Source organism: Streptomyces sp. NPDC060000, from assembly GCF_042737375.1.
Lineage (GTDB): Bacteria > Actinomycetota > Actinomycetes > Streptomycetales > Streptomycetaceae > Streptomyces.
Genome location: NZ_JBHWUU010000026.1, coordinates 77,968 through 92,564, shown reverse-complemented (window position 1 = coordinate 92,564; position 14,597 = coordinate 77,968). Strand labels below are relative to the sequence as shown.

The window sequence follows — 14,597 nt, the reverse complement described above, 5'->3', positions numbered from 1 at the left end:
TTGTTCTCGGGCGCGTTTCTGCGTCCCACCACCCCTGCCGACCCGCCCCCCCCCCCCGGGCTGTCTTCTGGGGCGGGTTGGGGGGACCCCCCCGGCGGGGGGGGGGGGGCCTCTTTGTTATTACGGCCGCGCGCCGTCAACCGGTGAGCGGACCGGCCGCAGTGCGCTGCCTAGCCCTCGTAGTCCTGGGAGTGGTCGTCGCCCTCGTGGCCCTTGGGCACGTCGTCGTAACCGAAGTTCTCGTCAGGCTGCTTGCCGTGGTCGTCCTGACCGTGGTCGTCGTGACCGTGGTCGTACTTGCCGTGGTCGTACCTGCCGTGGTCGTCCTGACCGTGCTCGTACTTGCCGTGGTCGTCCTGACCGTGCTCGTACCTGCCGTGGTCGTCCTGACCGTGCTCGTACCTGCCGTGGTCGGGCTTGCCGGGGTGGATGTACTGCCCGAGGTCGAGGTTGCCGCCGTGGTCCGGCTTTCCGTTACCGCCGTGGTTCGGCTTTCCGTTACCACCGTGGCCCGGTCCGCCCGGTCCGCCCGGTCCGCCCGGTCCGCCCGGTCCGCCCGGCGCATGGTCGTTCCCGCCGGGGCCGTTTCCGCCGGTGGTGTTTCCGGCGCTGTTGCCCGCGGTGTTCCCCCCGGTGGTGTTCCCGGCGGTGTTGCCCGCGTTGTTCCCGGCGGTGTTGCCCGCGGTGTTCCCGGACGAGTTACCGGCGGTGTTGCCCGAGGTGCCGCCGGTCCCGACGAGGGGCCCGCCCAGGAGGCCACCACTGACGAGACCACCACTGACGAGGCCGCCGCCGAGGAGACCCCCACTGGTGGTCGTACCGCCGGTGGTGCCGGCGGTGGTGCCGGTGGTCGTACCGGCGGTGGTGCCGGTGGTCGTTCCCGCCGTCGCTCCACCCGTGGTGGATGCCGCGCAGCTGCCGAGGAAGATCCGGTTGTTGTTGAGGGTCACGGCGCCTGTCTCGGTCAGCAGCCGGCCCTCGATGTTCGCCCCCTGGTTGGCGGTGATCGAGATCCCGGTCATCAGGGTGCCCACGAAGCTGGAGGTGACGCCGAGCGTCGCCGAGCTGCCGATCTGCCAGAACACGTTGCAGGCCGACGCGCCGTTCGTGAGGAGAATCCGGCTGGAGGTGGCCGTCGTCAGGGCTTCGGGAATCTGGAACACCCAGACCGCGTCGGAGCTGCCCTGACCGTCCAGGACCAGGTCACCGGTGATGCCGACACCGTCTGTGGCGTGGTAAACGCCGGGAAGCAGCGGCGGACCTCCGCCGATTCCCGCCGGAAGGGCGAAGTCCACGGCCTGGCCGGCGGCGTTGTTGTACGCCGTGAGCAGGTCGGCCTTGGCCTGGAGGGCCGCAGCGTCCGCAGGGTGGATGGCGCCTCCCACCTGACCGGGCGGGAATCCGGTGATGGCCGGATTCGGGTGCGTCCCGAGGTCGTGGGCGAGCACCGAGTTACCGGTGTTGGTGACTCCCTGACCCGCCAGCACGGAGTAACTGGCGGTTGTGCCCAGAGGTACGGGCAATGCGATCGCCGACGCCGCCGTCGGCGTCAGGAAGACCATCGCAGCGGAAACCGTCGCCGCGAGGGCGGAGGCCAGCACGCCGGACAGAGTACGGCGGCCAGCTGTTTGAGGGATCTTCAGCTTCATCAAAAGGCCATTTTCTGTGGGGGCCGTGGCGTACCGGGCCCTACCGATCACCCGGAAAGCCTTTCACTGCTGCCGCATATTACGCAGAAATATCCTTACCCCGGCATCAACAAGACGGGGGCAGTCCTCACTCATTCAAACAGCGGACAGTGCTGCGTAAATACTTTTATTCACATTTCCGGCTACCGGCATACCCTCGAATGGGCGCAGTCGTCGGCGACGCAACGACTCCCGCCAGGCACCGCACTGAACGGCGTTCGTCAGCCGGGCCTCAGCCGGGCCGCTGGGTGCGGTTCTCGTGGGCGAGCCCGCCCGGGTGGGTCGCCGTACGCGGCCCGAGCCCGATGGGAAGGACCAGGGCTCGTAGCACCAGGGGGTCCGACGGCTGGAGGACCTGCTGGTCCGACGGGCGGCGGACCGTTCCGATGTCCTGCCAGCCCCACGCCAGGAAGGCGTCGCAGACCGCCGAATCGGCTTGTTCCACCAACGTCGCCCCGAGCGAGGCGTGTTGATCGGCGAGCAAGCGCTGCTGAAGGCGGCGGGCGAGGCCCCGGTCGTCCGTGTGGGGGTGTATCAGGGTCTCGGTGACCGCGAAAACGTGACCGGACGCCGTGAGCTGTTCGACGCTCCGCGGAAGGGGACCGTCGAACCCCCGCCACCACGTCCCCTCGCGCCGTACCGGGAATCCGTAGACGCACCCGGCGACAGCGGTGCTCTCCGCGATCAGCAGGGCGAAGCCGGGCCGCCGGACGGCGCCGGTCAGCCGTCGCAGAAACGCCTCCCGGCGCCGGTACCCCTCGCCGGGCCGTGCCTGGGAGGACTCCACGTACAGATCGGCCAGGTCCTCCTTGAGGGTCTCGGCCTGCCAGCGGTTCAGGCGGCGCAGGCGTAACGCGTCGCTGGGGGACGCTGTGCCGCGGTCACCGTGCGGCGGCTGCTCCCGCCCGGGCGGGGCCGTCACGGCGTACCGCCCGTGGCGTCGGGAATCCGAAGCGATCGTGCGCCGGTGCCAGGGAACGAGTGGAGCAGGAATCCGGAGCCGGTGATCTCGATGACGCGGGCCATGCTCTGCGGCGGGTGATGCAGTCGCACAGTCCTGCCGGCATCCGTGGCGAGCCGGGATGCCGTGAGGAAGGCGTTGAGTCCGCCGGCGTCGCAGAAGGTGACCGCTGTGAGGTCGACATCGGTATCGCGCATGCCGTCGCACAGGCACTTGGCCAGCGCGTCGCGCACCAGCGGTGCCGTGGCCAGGTCGATCTCTCCCACGAGGGTGATCAGAGCGCGGGTGCCCTGGTCTTGCCGGTGGACGTGCAGCTGTTGAAGGGCCATGGCTTCTCCGTTCGAACGCAGGAAGGCGTGAGGGCGGGCGGGCGCGGCGGCGGACGGATGAACGTGCGGTCTGGCGAACCGGGTTCTGCCCTCGGTTCCTGAACGCGGTGTGCGGCGCCGGACTGCGCGGGCGACCAGATGGGCTACCAGCCGGGAGCACCGGGCAGTACGCGCGTCCGGTCGGCGGGGGTGACGCCGGTGGCGGCGAGAATCCGTTCGGCCGAGGCGTCGTTGTCGTCCCGTACGGCCATGGCCATCGCGGCGCGAGCGAGCGCAGGAGCCGTCTGTGGCGGGATCACCAGGAACAGGAAGTGGTCCAGTTCACCCCGAGTGACGATCATGGTGTCGTCGCCGACCGCCGACCAGTCGACGCGGACCGTACGACCGTCGACGACCAGCCGGCCCGGCCTCTCGCCCCAGGCGCCCGCGTCGAGGCCGACGCGGGCGAGAGGACCCAGCCGGGCGGTCAACGCGGCGAGCAGTGCGGGCAGTTGGCCGGCGAGGTCGCTCGAGCGGGGCCACCACGCGCCGTCGAACGTCCCCGTGCGCCTGGGCGTCGTCTCCATCCGCAGGACCGCGGTCCCGGGGCGCACGGGCTCCCTGCCGGTGTCTGCCAGAAGCCTGAGGGGGATCACGAGGACTCACCCCGATTCCTTCCTGGTGCCGCGTCCGCGCGCGGTCGCTCGGGAGTGGCCGTGGTGGGGGCGGCGATGCGGTAGCTGTGCTGACGGTTGGCCAGGTGGATGAGGAGCACCCCCGGAGCGATCACCGCCATGAGCACGGCCACGACCACGACGGTCTCCACGGTTTTCACGTCCCCAGCGGCCGATTCGGGGTCGCGACCGGTGCAGCAGCTCGATCCCCGCCATGGGCCATGACCACCGGGATCCGTGGACGTGCGGCCGGGTCGCGGGCCCCATGCCCTCCCTCGGAGTCCCAGACCGCCTCCAAGGACCGGTCGGTCTGCGTCGCCGTCCGCAGACGCGCGGCCTGCTCCATCAGCCGGCTCGCGGTCGATGTGCCAAGGGGGTCACTGGCGGCGGCCATCAGCCAGGCGGCCGATACGGGGTCCGTCTGCGGCGGAATCACCAGGAGGTCCCAGCGGCCCGTGCGGTAGGAGAGCAGCAGCAGTTCGTGCGGGTCCTGTTCGGCCAGGAACCAGCCCACCTTCACCACATGCCCGGCGACGGGAACCTTGCGCGGGACGACCGGCCAGTGGGTCGGATTCACCGTGACCCGGGTGATCCGCCCCCACAGCGGCTGCAGTACCGCTGTCAGGATGGGGAGTTCCGCCCCGAGATCGCGAGAGCGGGGCCACCACGCGCCGTCCAGGAGGGCCGGCGCGGCGCCGACATGAGCCAGCGACAGGCGGAGAGAGGAAGAAGTGGGGGAGGACGACGAAAGCCGGTCTTCGGGTGTCGGCGAGAGGGAGACGGTCGCAGTCATGACGCGAACCCTGCCCCGGGCCGACCGCGGTCGGTCCGGCCTATTCGATCGCCGAAAACGACACGAGCGTGGCAGCCGGTGCGCGGAATATCCTCGGTACTTTCAGGCTACTCCTCGGCCAGGCCGAACGGACCGTGCCGTCGGCGGACGAACCGCCCTCCTGCGCTCCTCCTCTTCCGGACGGGGCCCGGCCCCAAGGCGCTGTCCGGAGAGGGCGAGTGATCACCGAGCCGGGAGGCCCCCGGACCCGGTAACGAGGGCGAAGTCCCCGCACGGTGCCCCAGACGGCGCGTTTCCGGGGAGAATGCCTGGTCATACGCCTACTCACAGGGGCCACCGAGCGGAGTAGGGTCGAAATACCGGGAGCACTTCGCACACCGGATCAGATGCCGGTGCCGTTCTCGGCGAGCAACAGGACCGGAACGTCGAAGACGAGCCCGGGGACAGGTTCGCGCCATGACCGCGACCAGCAGAGGTACAGCCCTCACCGAACACGACCACTCCAGTGCGCTCCGCCCGAGGGAGGCGAGGACATGGAGACCGTCGTCACCGCGGCACTGATCATCGCCGTGATCGCCATGGGAATCGCCCTGATCCATCAGCTCAACGCGCAGCACGGCGCAAGGATCGCGGCCTACCACTACGGTGACGCGCTGCCGGGAATCGGCCGCCTGCGGGCGAAGAACCGACGAGCGGCAAAGCCTTCCGCGTCGCCCGCAGTCGACGATGCCGAGCCAGGCGGCACTACGGATGATTCGGCCCGTTCCCCCACGGAAGCCGTGGGCAGGCCGGAACGGCGTCACCCCGTGGAGTCACCGGAACCGCTCCCTGCCGGGAACGTCGACGTGCGTCTCGTCGCCTCGTCCCCCGAGGCCGCCCGTCAGGTCGCGGAGGTTCTCCGTCGCTGCTTCGCCTCGTCCGAGCAGCGCAGCTATCCCGCCGACACGGTGGCCGGCGGAACCCGCCTCCAGCTCACGGTGGACACCGCCCACGCAGCAGAGCCCGCGCGCTCCTGGCTGGTCACCAGTCGGCCCTCCGGAAACGGACGTACGCAGACCGACGAAATCGAAACCTGACCCACGCGAACCGATATGCCCGAAATGTGCACCAGGCATAGCATGAAAGCGGGTCGGCACACTCTCACGTGCGACCGGCCCGGAAGGGCGACCCCGGTGTGTATACGCCGGGGTCGTTGAAGCACGACGGACGCGGCCGCCGGGAGCACCGCGTGCTCCGTCCGCCGATGTCCCGAGTGGCTCTACCACGACGTCGTGGACCGAACGGGGCGCGGGATCGGCTCTCGAAACGGTCTGCGTGGACACCGCTACCGACCAGCCGGCCAGGCCGACGGCCCGTTCCATGGCCACCGACGGCCCGTTCGATCGAGGCCGGTACCCCGGACCTGGCCCGCTCATCGGTCGGCGTGTCCCCGCCCCCGCCACCCAAGTCTCCTGTGGTGACCGGCGTTCGGGGGCGACATGCCGCCCATGGCGTGAGCGGCTCGTTGGACCGGTCGGCGATGCGAGCCTGTGCCGGTCGACAGCGCCGTGCCACGCTGATCGCCGTCGCCTGCCGGGGGGATCCGAGAGGGGCGGCGTGTGCGTCGCGTCGGGGCGCCGCTCCGGACACGTGGTCGGGGTACTGGAAGCGCCGGCGGCGTTCCGGTCGGCACCCGCCCGCACCGGCTGCGGTTCGGCGCGGCCGGGGCACCGTGCCGCGTGGTGGACACCGCGTGGACGCTGCCGCCCCCGATGAATTCCCCATGCCCCGGGACGAAGGGAAGCCGACAGCGATGACGGACGGTGGGCGGAAGCCGGACCGGGTCGGGGTGGACCGGTCGGAGGGATTCGGCGAACGACTGCTGGGTGTGCTGCTGGACCGGGCCCACGACATGCCGCCGCAACTGATCGCCCCACTCGTCGCGGAAGAGGTGGCCAGGGTAGGGGGCCGGGACGTCTCCATCCTCCTGCAGGACTACGAACAGGTGCTGATGGTGCCGCTGCCGGGCCGGAGGCTGAAGCTCGGCGTCCCCGAGCCGGTCGAGGACTCCCCCGCGGGCGAGGCGTTCCTGAGCCGCAGAACGGTGGAGGTGCCGGAGAACGGCAGTGTGCGGATGTATCTGCCACTGCTGGACGGCAGCGACCAGATCGGGGTGATGGCCGTCACCCTGGACAGCGTCGACGACGACGACCGGCGATTGCTGCGCAGGCTCGCCGGTCTGGTCGCGGACATGATCGTCACCAAGGACGCCTACACCGACCAGTTCTTCCAGGCCCGCCGCAGTTCCCCGATGAGTGTGGCCGCGGAGATCCAGTGGTCGTTGCTGCCCCCGCTGTCGATGACTGTTCCGCAGGTCGAGGTGGCCGGAATCCTGGAGCCCGCCTACGACGTGGCCGGCGACAGCTTCGACTACGCCCTCAACGGCGACATCCTGCACGTGGCCATGATCGACGCGATGGGCCACGGACTGGACGCGGCGACCATGGCGACGGTGGCCATCGGCGCCTACCGCCACACGCGACGGTCCCATACGGATCTGTCCCGGGTGTACGCGTTCATGGACAGGGCCATCAATGAGCAGTTCGGCCACGACCACTTCGTCACCGCTCAGATGATGATCCTGGACATCACCACAGGCCGGCTGCAGTGGGTCAACGCCGGCCACCCGGCTCCGTTCCTGATCCGTGACCGGGCGGTGGTGGACCGGCTGGAGAGCCCGACCACGCTGCCGGTCGGCTTCGGCGGTGAGGAGCCGGTGGTGAGCGAGCGGATGCTGCAACGCGGGGACCGGCTGCTGTGCTTCACCGACGGCCTGATCGAGGAGCACCAGGTTGGCGGTGATCAGTTCGGTGAGGAGCAGCTGATCGAGTGGACCAACCGGATCCTCCACGACCGCCCCCAGCCGCGGGCGGTGGTACGCGCCCTCTCCCACGCCCTGAAACAAGAACGCGGCGGCACCACGACCGACGACGCGACCATCTTCCTCATCGAGTGGCGAGGCGGCGACGCCGATCACCTCGCCACCCTTGACTGAGCCCGCCGACGATGCACCCGCTCCCATGCACCCGCTCCCTCGCTGAAGCCTGCCGCTGACCTGTGGTTTCGTACCCAAGGTCGCAGGTGTCGCCTACAGCGGCCCCCACTCGCCCGGTCGAGCGGACTGCGCTTCCCACGCCCTGGCACTGCGGCGGACACACTCGCGTCGGCAGGAGGCATTCGGCAGGGACCGGCTCCTGCGGCCGGCACTCAGGGCTGGATCGCCGCGTCGGTGTACGTCCTGGCGGTGCAGGTGATGAAGTCGCGGCTGGCGTCCAGGGTGAGGGCCTGCGCCTGGAGGTGGTCGTACATCACGCTGTAGTGCCGCACGTCGGACGGCTTCTCCAGGTAGAGAGCGCTGGTGAACCGCTCCAGGTACACCACCCCTGCCTCGGGACTGTCGGCGAACCGCAGGATGGAGAACTGTCCTGACAGGCCCGGGTGAGCGCCGGCCGTGTAGGGAAGGACCTGCACCGTGATGTGTGGCTCCGCGCTGAGTGCCTTCAGGTGCTCCAGTTGTTCACGCATGACGTCCCGGCCGCCGACGACCCGGCGCAGTGCCGATTCGTCGAGGACGACCCACAGGCGCAGTGGGCAGGCCAGGTCGTAGACCCGGTGCTGGCGGCGTAGCAGCACCTTGAGGTGCGTGGCGGCCTGTTCGGCGGTGGGCCGAGGGATCGTTTCCCCGATGACAGCCTGAGCGTAGGCGGGGGTCTGCAGCAGATCGGGCACCATCATGGGCGCGTGAGTGCGCAACGTGGCGGCGTCTGTCTCCAGGCCGATATAGGCACTGCCGGAGAGGTCGCCATAGGGGTGCCACCAGCCCCGCTGACCGGATTCCCTGGCCATCTCCATCAGGGAGTCGATGACCTGCTCGTCCCCTACTTTGTAGATCACGCACAGGTCGCGCACATCGCGAGGGCTGATGGCACGGTTGCCGTTCTCCAGATGACTGATCTTGGGCTGAGAGACCATGAGCCGCTCAGCCACTTCTGTGCTCTTCAACCCACTGGCCACGCGGAGCCGACGAAGCTCGGCCCCGAGACGGCGTCTCCTGACAGTGGGATTGGTCTTCGCCGCCACGCGCGGTGTACCTCCGGGTCCAAATGGCTGTGTCGGCACGCAGGTTGCCATGCCACGAGGGGTGCTGATGCCGCGCAATGCCGCCGTGCTCGCCGGCAGCCGAAACGGACTCTTACGTTGGCAAATGCCTTGGTCCAGACGGCGCAAGAGCCTTCGCCGTCGGATGCCGGCAAGCCGGGTGGATTCGGCCGGCATCTGGTGCAGGGCCTGTCATTGGACGTGCGGGTCCGGATCCGCTCGACGGGGACGACGGTCGTGCCATGCCCACCGGCGGCATGCCGACGGGCTGGGCGCCGATCTCCGAAAAAATGAGCGTTCCCGATTCACTACTACGATCGCCGGCCATGGACGGGGCGGACGCCTAGTCGTCACCGGCCGGCAGCCGCATCGATCGATACCGTTCCATGGTCACCCCTCTGTGATCCTGCGGTACAGCAGCGCCTCGCCGGACGGGGACGCTGTGGCGCCGGTGTCATGGTGGCGGGCGCCGCGGAGGTGTCGGGTGCCGCGGAAATGGCGGGTGCCGTGGGGGTGGCTGTGGGCGCCGTGCCGGTCGTCACCGAGATGCTGTCCCCGAGGCGGATCCGGGTGTAGAGCCACTGGGCGTCCTCGGCGCCGAGGGCGATCACGCCGCCTCTGACGTCGTAGTCCTTCCCGACCTCGATGTCCGGGGTGACGGTGCCGACGTAGAGCGGGCCGCCCTCCCCGGCGCGCAGCTGGACCACGTACGCGACGTTCACCACGGTGTAGCCCCTGGGCAGCACGTCGACGGTCAGCGCTGTCCGGGCCTGCTTCGCGACCACGGTCATCGGGGTCGTGCTCGTGCTCGTGGACCCGGGCGGGAGGTCGGATTCCGAGAGGATCGGCATCACCCGGCCGCCGAACGTGAGGTTGCTCCTGGGCAGGTCGAGCGTGCCGGAGACGGGCAGCGGGGTGGCCGCCGACGCGGAACCTGAAGGTGGCACGGCGGGGGTCCGGCGCCCGGCCGGATGGTCCGGGTCCTCGCCGAGTCGCAGGGTCAGGGCGAAGCCCAGCAGCGCGAGGGCCGCGGTCCCCGCACCCAGGGTCGCGACGGCACGGCGGCGGCGCCTGCGGCGCATCGCCCGGGCACGTGTCGCGGGGCCACCGACGGCCGGAGCGGTCGCCTGGGCGGCCGCCAACTCATGTAGCACGGCGGACAGTTCATCGGACACGGCGGCTCTCCTTCCGGACCGGCCCGTCGGCCTCGTCGACGCGCTCGTCGGCCTCGTCCCCCGCAAGACGCCTCGCCAGTTCCGCTCGCCCCCGGGACAGTCTCGCCTTGACCGTCCCCACGGGCGCGCCGGTCTCGGAGGCTACCTGCTCCACACTCAGGTCGCACAAATGGTGCAGGACGATAGCCATCCGCTGAGCCTGGGGCAGTTCGCGCAGGGCGGCCACGAGCGCGGTGCGCTCGGGGCCCGGTCCCGGGGTGGAGTCGGGCGGCGGAGTGCGCCGTACCAGTTCCAGCCAGCGCCTCGCGCGCCGCCAGCGGCTCACCGCCAGCCGCATGGCCACCGTGCGGATCCACGCCTCGGGAGCACTGTCCGACAGGAAACGCTGCCGCCGGTCCCAGGCCCGTACGAACGCTTCCTGAACGACGTCCTGGGCCTCGCCGTGGTCTCCGGTGAAGGCGTAGAGCTGACCGGTCAGCCGGGGGAACGCGGTCGCGTAGAAAGCGTCGAACTCGTCCTCGGTCATGCCGCCACCGGAATCTCTGCCCTTTCCTTGCAACCTGGCCACCTCCGTCGTGCGTACAGGTCGCGTAGGTCGCGTAGGTCGCATCCAGCGAAGCGCAACCCCACCGGAAAGACGGCGCACACAGGTTCCAGGCTCCCTCATTCCGCACGGTGTTGGCTCGCTGCCTGCTCAACCTACTTGCACGACCGAACGGTTGCCCGACCAGGACGGACGGCCCCATGCGTCCGGCCACGACCGAGTTCCCGAGCCGAAGGACCGCCCACGTGCCACCGACCCCCGACGTACTCCCCGTACTCCCCGTGCTTCCCGTGCTGCCCGTACTCCCCGCCGGCCACGACTTCGCCGCGTACGCCCGGACACACTGGTCCCGGCTGGTCGTGACCGCTCGGCTGCTCACCGACGACCCCGGTGCCGCGGAGGAACTGGCGCGGAGAACGCTGGTACGGATGTGCGCGCGGTGGCGACGCGTTCCGCGCAACGACGTGGATTTCCATGTGCGGCGCTGTCTGGTGCGCAACCACCTGCGCCGGCTGCGCGGACGGCGGGCCGCGCGCCGACGGGTCGTTGTGGTGCTGCGGGTCTGGGAGGAGCTGCCGGACGCGGAGATCGCCCAGTTGCTGGGCTGCTCGGTGGGGGCGGTGCGTGCCCATGCCAGACACGGTCTGAAGGAGGCCGGCACCGACCCCGGGCGGCTGCGCGAGGTGTTCACCCGTGCCGCCCGGGACATCCTCCCGTCCGAGGTGCCGCTGGCCGGCCTCCAGGCAGGGGGCCGCAGCCGGCGCCGACGCCGCCTTGCCGTGGCCGCGGCCGTCTGCGCGGCGCTGCTCACGCCCGCCGCCCTCCTCGCCGCCGACCGTCTCGGGGGCGGCAGTGCGCAGGACGGGACGTCCGGAGCCCGGGCGGGTGACGGCAGCCGTCGGGCCACGAGCCCGATCCGGGTCGTGGCGCCGGGCGAGCGGGTGACCGTCGGGACGGGGGTACGGATGTGGCTGACCGCCGACGGTGGGCACTGGTCGGTTCCCGTGAACCCCCGCGGGGACGACAGCGACCACCCACTCGACGAATCGGGCGTCTCCCTGCGGATGGACAGCGTGAACGGCGGGTTCTTCCTGTCGGGCCTCTTCCACGGCCTGAGCGGCGAGCCGGGCCGCGTCGAGGTGAGAACCGGCGACGGCGGCAGGACCACCGCGAAGGTCCTCGTCCTGGCGGGCAGTCCGGGGTGGGGCATCTGGTACGTGAGCACGCCACTGCCCGGGAAGAACGTGGAGGCACTGTTCTCCGTGGACGGGGACGGGGACGGGGACGGGGACGGGAACGGCGACGGGGACGGGGACGGGGACGGGGACGAGCGGATCGTCACCGTGTACGACGCCTCGGGCAGGGTCGCCGCACGGTCGGACCGCGAGTGGTGGCGGATATGAACGTGATCGGGAACAGGGACAGGGACAGGGACGGGGACAGGAACGGGAACGGGGGCGAGGAAGGGAACGGCGACGGGAACGGGCCGGACAGGCCGCCGCGACCGGCGCGCACGGCACGGGGACCGAGGAAGGGGATGCTGTCGGAGCGCCGGCACCGCGAGCGCGTGCCGCTGCGGATCCGGTTCCGGCGCAACCGGGGCCGACGGCTTCGCCGGCTGTTCTACGCCTTCCTCACGCTGCTCGCGACGCTGTGTGCGGCGGCCGTCGTGGCGTACCACCTGACGCCCATTCCGAAGCCACACCCCGAGACCGTCACCCAGAGCACCGTGTTCCTCGACTCGGACGGCGCCTATCTGGGCCGGCGCGGACCGGTCGACCGGCAGGACATCCCGTTGTCCGCGGTCCCCCGGCATGTGCAGGACGCGGTGATCGCCGCGGAGAACCGTTCCTTCCGTACGGACAGCGGAATCTCGCCTCGGGCCATCGCGCGGGCCATGCTGGCGACATTGACGGGCGGCGACCCGCAGGGCGGCTCCACCATCACCCAGCAGTACGTGAAGAACGCGCTGCTGACCCCGGAGCACTCGTTGGCCCGCAAGGCGCGTGAGGCGCTCATCGCGATCAAGCTGGACCGCACCCGCACCAAGGACGAGATCCTCGAGGGCTATCTCGACACCGTGTACTTCGGGCGGGGTGCCGCCGGGATCCAGTCCGCCGCGCGCAACTACTTCGGCGTGGACGCGAAGAGCCTGACGGTCGCGCAGGGCGCCGCGCTGGCGTCCATCGTCAACATCCCCTCGTACTACGAGAAGGCGGGCTCCGATCCGAAGGTGACCGCGAAGCTGGAGAACCGCTGGGAGTGGGTGCTCGACGCGATGGCCGCGAGCGGGAACATCACCGCGAAGCAGCGGGCCGCGGCGCGTTTCCCGGCGTTCCGGTTCTATCCGCCGGGCGAGACCGAGGGGCAGCGGCAGTATCTGATCGACGTCGCCGCGAAGGAGGCAGCCGACCGGCTCGGCATCACCGAGGACCGGCTCGCGAGCGGCGGCTACAGCGTGACGACCACCTTCGATTTGTCGCTGCAGGACAGCGCCACCCAACTGGTACAGCAGCATCCTGGGGGCAAGGGTGTGCGGGTGCACACCGCCGTCGTGGGCATGGTGCCCGGCGACGGAGCGGTACGGCTGCTGTACGGGGGCTCGGACTATGCGCGGCAGTCGTTCAACGACGCGGTGAGCGGGGCGGTGGAGGCGGGGACGGCCCTGGAGCCGTTCAGCGAGGTGCGGCGTGCGGGCGATCCACTGGGCAAGCTGCTGAAGACGGCGGCACCGACGCCGCTGAACCTGGCATCGGCGTACGCGACGGTGGCGGCGGACGGCAGGTACGCCACCCCGTACACCGTCGCGCGCATCACACGGGAGGGCCGCACCGTCTACCAGGCGCGTCCCGACGTGCGGCGGGTCCTGGACGAGAAGGAGGCACTGGTGGCGGGCGCGCGATCGGGGGCCGGACCGACGCCCGTCGCCGTCGCCGTCGCCGCGGGCTCGGCGGAGGTGAAGGGTTTCGCCGTCGACGGAGCGGGGGGCGGGATCACCCGGCGGACCGTGTGGACCACCGGGTACGACGGCCGACTCGCGCTGACGGTGGCGCTCTTCGCCGACCGGGCAGGCAGGGGGAAGGGCACGGTGGTGCCCGCGCAGCTGCCGAACGAGCCGTCGCCGAGGGAGTTCGCGGAGAGGGTGGCGGCGGGGGTCTGGAAGGCTGCCACGAAGGACGGGTCGAAGAGCGACGCGAAGAGCAACGCGGGGGAGCGACGCGGAGAGTGACGCGGCGAACCACCGTAGGAGAGCGGCGGCGAGCCGCGCGGCGAACCGCCGTAGGCAGAGCGACGGCGAGCAGCGCGGCGAACCGCCGTAGGCAGAGCGACGGCGAGCAGCGCGGCGAACCGCCGTAGGCAGAGCGACGGCGGCGGTGACGCCGCTGGCGGCGAGACCGGCCGGCCGGGCGGGTGCTCCGGGGCGGCCTGGAGCAGGGCGTGCCCTCGCTCGTGGTGCTCGGCCTGGTAAGGGCTGTCGCTCCCGGCGCTCGCGCCAACTCCTGAAGAGTCCGTCCCAGGTCGGGTCGAGTTACGGAGGTACGGGCGGGGAACGGCAGCGGGGTTCACGATGCGGTCAGGCTTCAGTGGCAATCGGTCCAGGCATTCACCTGCACGTTTCCCGATGAACGACATGGGCCTCCGAAGCCGTGCGCGTCACCTACGTGCCGGCCTCGGTGGACGACAGGGGGATGCGCAGGACGCGGTGCAGCCGGGAAGAGGTCGCGATGTCGAGCCCCAGACTCGCGTGACGCAGGGATTCACCGTGGCTGCCGATGAGGGCCAGGTCACTGAGCTGACGGTGCAGCTCGGCGGCGAACACCTCGTCAGGGTCGTCGTCGGCATCTCCGTTCAAACGCTCGTCCGACGCCTCTACGGCACGGCTGCTCACCACCGAGGCCGGATCGCCTGTTCCGAACAGGTAGGCGGCCGCGGCATGGAGCACCGCGGCCGCCGCCGGCTCGTCGGCGTCCGCGGGACCGTCCTGCCCGTCGTTGTGGCAGTACTCGCTCAGGAGGTACTCGCCCATCCCGTGTTTGATCTCTCCGAACGCCCTGGTATTACCCAACGCGGCTTCCCAGAGCGCGTTGAGCAACGGGCGGAGGCTGAGGGTGTACTCCGCCTGCTCATCCGCCGGCAGAGCCTCCTGCGTTCGCATCAGACGCTCCGCCACGCCAACGGCGAACACAACGCGCTCGTCGGAGGACGCGGTGGCCAACCGGCACACCAGCTCGGCCTCCAGCTCCTGCCAGGTTGCCATCCGCGCCCACTCCAGTCATGAGTCCGACCCACCTGGCAGCGACCCTAACCGTGCGCTGA

The 14,597-nt window shown here is 70.6% G+C and carries 14 protein-coding genes; 4 read left to right on the top strand and 10 right to left on the bottom strand.

The window, feature by feature from the left end:
- Positions 1-170: 170 nt before the first annotated feature.
- The 6 genes from ACFWBB_RS16340 to ACFWBB_RS16315 form a co-directional block, all read right to left on the bottom strand.
- Positions 171-1,601, bottom strand: a complete 1,431-nt coding sequence (locus ACFWBB_RS16340; protein ID WP_385271827.1) for an ice-binding family protein — start codon at positions 1,599-1,601, stop codon at positions 171-173.
- A gap of 319 nt (positions 1,602-1,920) precedes the next feature.
- The gene (locus ACFWBB_RS16335; protein ID WP_385271824.1) at positions 1,921-2,610 is read right to left on the bottom strand and encodes a hypothetical protein; all 690 of its coding nucleotides are present in this window, start codon (positions 2,608-2,610) and stop codon (positions 1,921-1,923) included.
- Positions 2,607-2,978, bottom strand: coding sequence for an STAS domain-containing protein (locus ACFWBB_RS16330; protein WP_385271822.1), 372 nt, complete (start codon positions 2,976-2,978; stop codon positions 2,607-2,609). The genes ACFWBB_RS16335 and ACFWBB_RS16330 overlap by 4 nt, the downstream gene beginning before the upstream one ends.
- A gap of 143 nt (positions 2,979-3,121) precedes the next feature.
- The gene (locus tag ACFWBB_RS16325; protein WP_385271819.1) at positions 3,122-3,571 is read right to left on the bottom strand and encodes a DUF5994 family protein; all 450 of its coding nucleotides are present in this window, start codon (positions 3,569-3,571) and stop codon (positions 3,122-3,124) included.
- 38 nt (positions 3,572-3,609) lie between these two features.
- Positions 3,610-3,783 (bottom strand): hypothetical protein, encoded by a 174-nt coding sequence (locus ACFWBB_RS16320; RefSeq protein WP_385271816.1) that lies wholly within the window; start codon positions 3,781-3,783, stop codon positions 3,610-3,612.
- Positions 3,784-3,788: 5 nt separating this feature from the next.
- Positions 3,789-4,424, bottom strand: a complete 636-nt coding sequence (locus ACFWBB_RS16315; protein ID WP_385271813.1) for a DUF5994 family protein — start codon at positions 4,422-4,424, stop codon at positions 3,789-3,791.
- An 806-nt stretch (positions 4,425-5,230) separates the two neighbouring features.
- Between ACFWBB_RS16315 and ACFWBB_RS16310 the strand changes: the two genes are divergently transcribed.
- Together ACFWBB_RS16310 and ACFWBB_RS16305 are read left to right on the top strand one after the other, a co-directional pair.
- Positions 5,231-5,500 (top strand): hypothetical protein, encoded by a 270-nt coding sequence (locus ACFWBB_RS16310; protein WP_385271839.1) that lies wholly within the window; start codon positions 5,231-5,233, stop codon positions 5,498-5,500.
- 716 nt (positions 5,501-6,216) lie between these two features.
- Positions 6,217-7,458 (top strand): PP2C family protein-serine/threonine phosphatase, encoded by a 1,242-nt coding sequence (locus tag ACFWBB_RS16305; protein WP_385271810.1) that lies wholly within the window; start codon positions 6,217-6,219, stop codon positions 7,456-7,458.
- Positions 7,459-7,670: 212 nt separating this feature from the next.
- Here the strand turns inward: ACFWBB_RS16305 and ACFWBB_RS16300 are convergent, their stop codons facing one another.
- The 3 genes from ACFWBB_RS16300 to ACFWBB_RS16290 form a co-directional block, all read right to left on the bottom strand.
- A complete protein-coding gene (locus ACFWBB_RS16300; protein ID WP_385271807.1) occupies positions 7,671-8,543 on the bottom strand; it encodes a helix-turn-helix domain-containing protein in 873 nt (290 codons plus the stop codon).
- Positions 8,544-8,911: 368 nt separating this feature from the next.
- The gene (locus tag ACFWBB_RS16295) at positions 8,912-9,736 is read right to left on the bottom strand and encodes a hypothetical protein (protein WP_385271804.1); all 825 of its coding nucleotides are present in this window, start codon (positions 9,734-9,736) and stop codon (positions 8,912-8,914) included.
- The gene (locus ACFWBB_RS16290; RefSeq protein WP_385271801.1) at positions 9,726-10,262 is read right to left on the bottom strand and encodes a SigE family RNA polymerase sigma factor; all 537 of its coding nucleotides are present in this window, start codon (positions 10,260-10,262) and stop codon (positions 9,726-9,728) included. The genes ACFWBB_RS16295 and ACFWBB_RS16290 overlap by 11 nt, the downstream gene beginning before the upstream one ends.
- A gap of 263 nt (positions 10,263-10,525) precedes the next feature.
- Between ACFWBB_RS16290 and ACFWBB_RS16285 the strand changes: the two genes are divergently transcribed.
- The gene (locus ACFWBB_RS16285; protein ID WP_385271798.1) at positions 10,526-11,683 is read left to right on the top strand and encodes a sigma factor-like helix-turn-helix DNA-binding protein; all 1,158 of its coding nucleotides are present in this window, start codon (positions 10,526-10,528) and stop codon (positions 11,681-11,683) included.
- A 134-nt stretch (positions 11,684-11,817) separates the two neighbouring features.
- Complete coding sequence (locus ACFWBB_RS16280) at positions 11,818-13,509, top strand: transglycosylase domain-containing protein (protein ID WP_385271795.1); 1,692 nt, start codon at positions 11,818-11,820, stop codon at positions 13,507-13,509.
- Positions 13,510-13,938: 429 nt separating this feature from the next.
- On the opposite strand, the gene ACFWBB_RS16275 is transcribed toward ACFWBB_RS16280, so the two are convergent.
- Complete coding sequence (locus ACFWBB_RS16275) at positions 13,939-14,538, bottom strand: hypothetical protein (protein ID WP_385271793.1); 600 nt, start codon at positions 14,536-14,538, stop codon at positions 13,939-13,941.
- Positions 14,539-14,597 lie beyond the last annotated feature (59 nt).

Bases quoted from the DNA above. Each gene is read 5' to 3' on its own strand.
- ACFWBB_RS16315 (WP_385271813.1), bottom strand. From the start codon at position 4,424: ATGACTGCGACCGTCTCCCTCTCGCCGACACCCGAAGACCGGCTTTCG.
- ACFWBB_RS16305 (WP_385271810.1), top strand. From the start codon at position 6,217: ATGACGGACGGTGGGCGGAAGCCGGACCGGGTCGGGGTGGACCGGTCG.
- ACFWBB_RS16275 (WP_385271793.1), bottom strand. From the start codon at position 14,538: ATGGCAACCTGGCAGGAGCTGGAGGCCGAGCTGGTGTGCCGGTTGGCC.
- ACFWBB_RS16290 (WP_385271801.1), bottom strand. From the start codon at position 10,262: ATGACCGAGGACGAGTTCGACGCTTTCTACGCGACCGCGTTCCCCCGG.
- ACFWBB_RS16280 (WP_385271795.1), top strand. From the start codon at position 11,818: ATGCTGTCGGAGCGCCGGCACCGCGAGCGCGTGCCGCTGCGGATCCGG.
- ACFWBB_RS16330 (WP_385271822.1), bottom strand. From the start codon at position 2,978: ATGGCCCTTCAACAGCTGCACGTCCACCGGCAAGACCAGGGCACCCGC.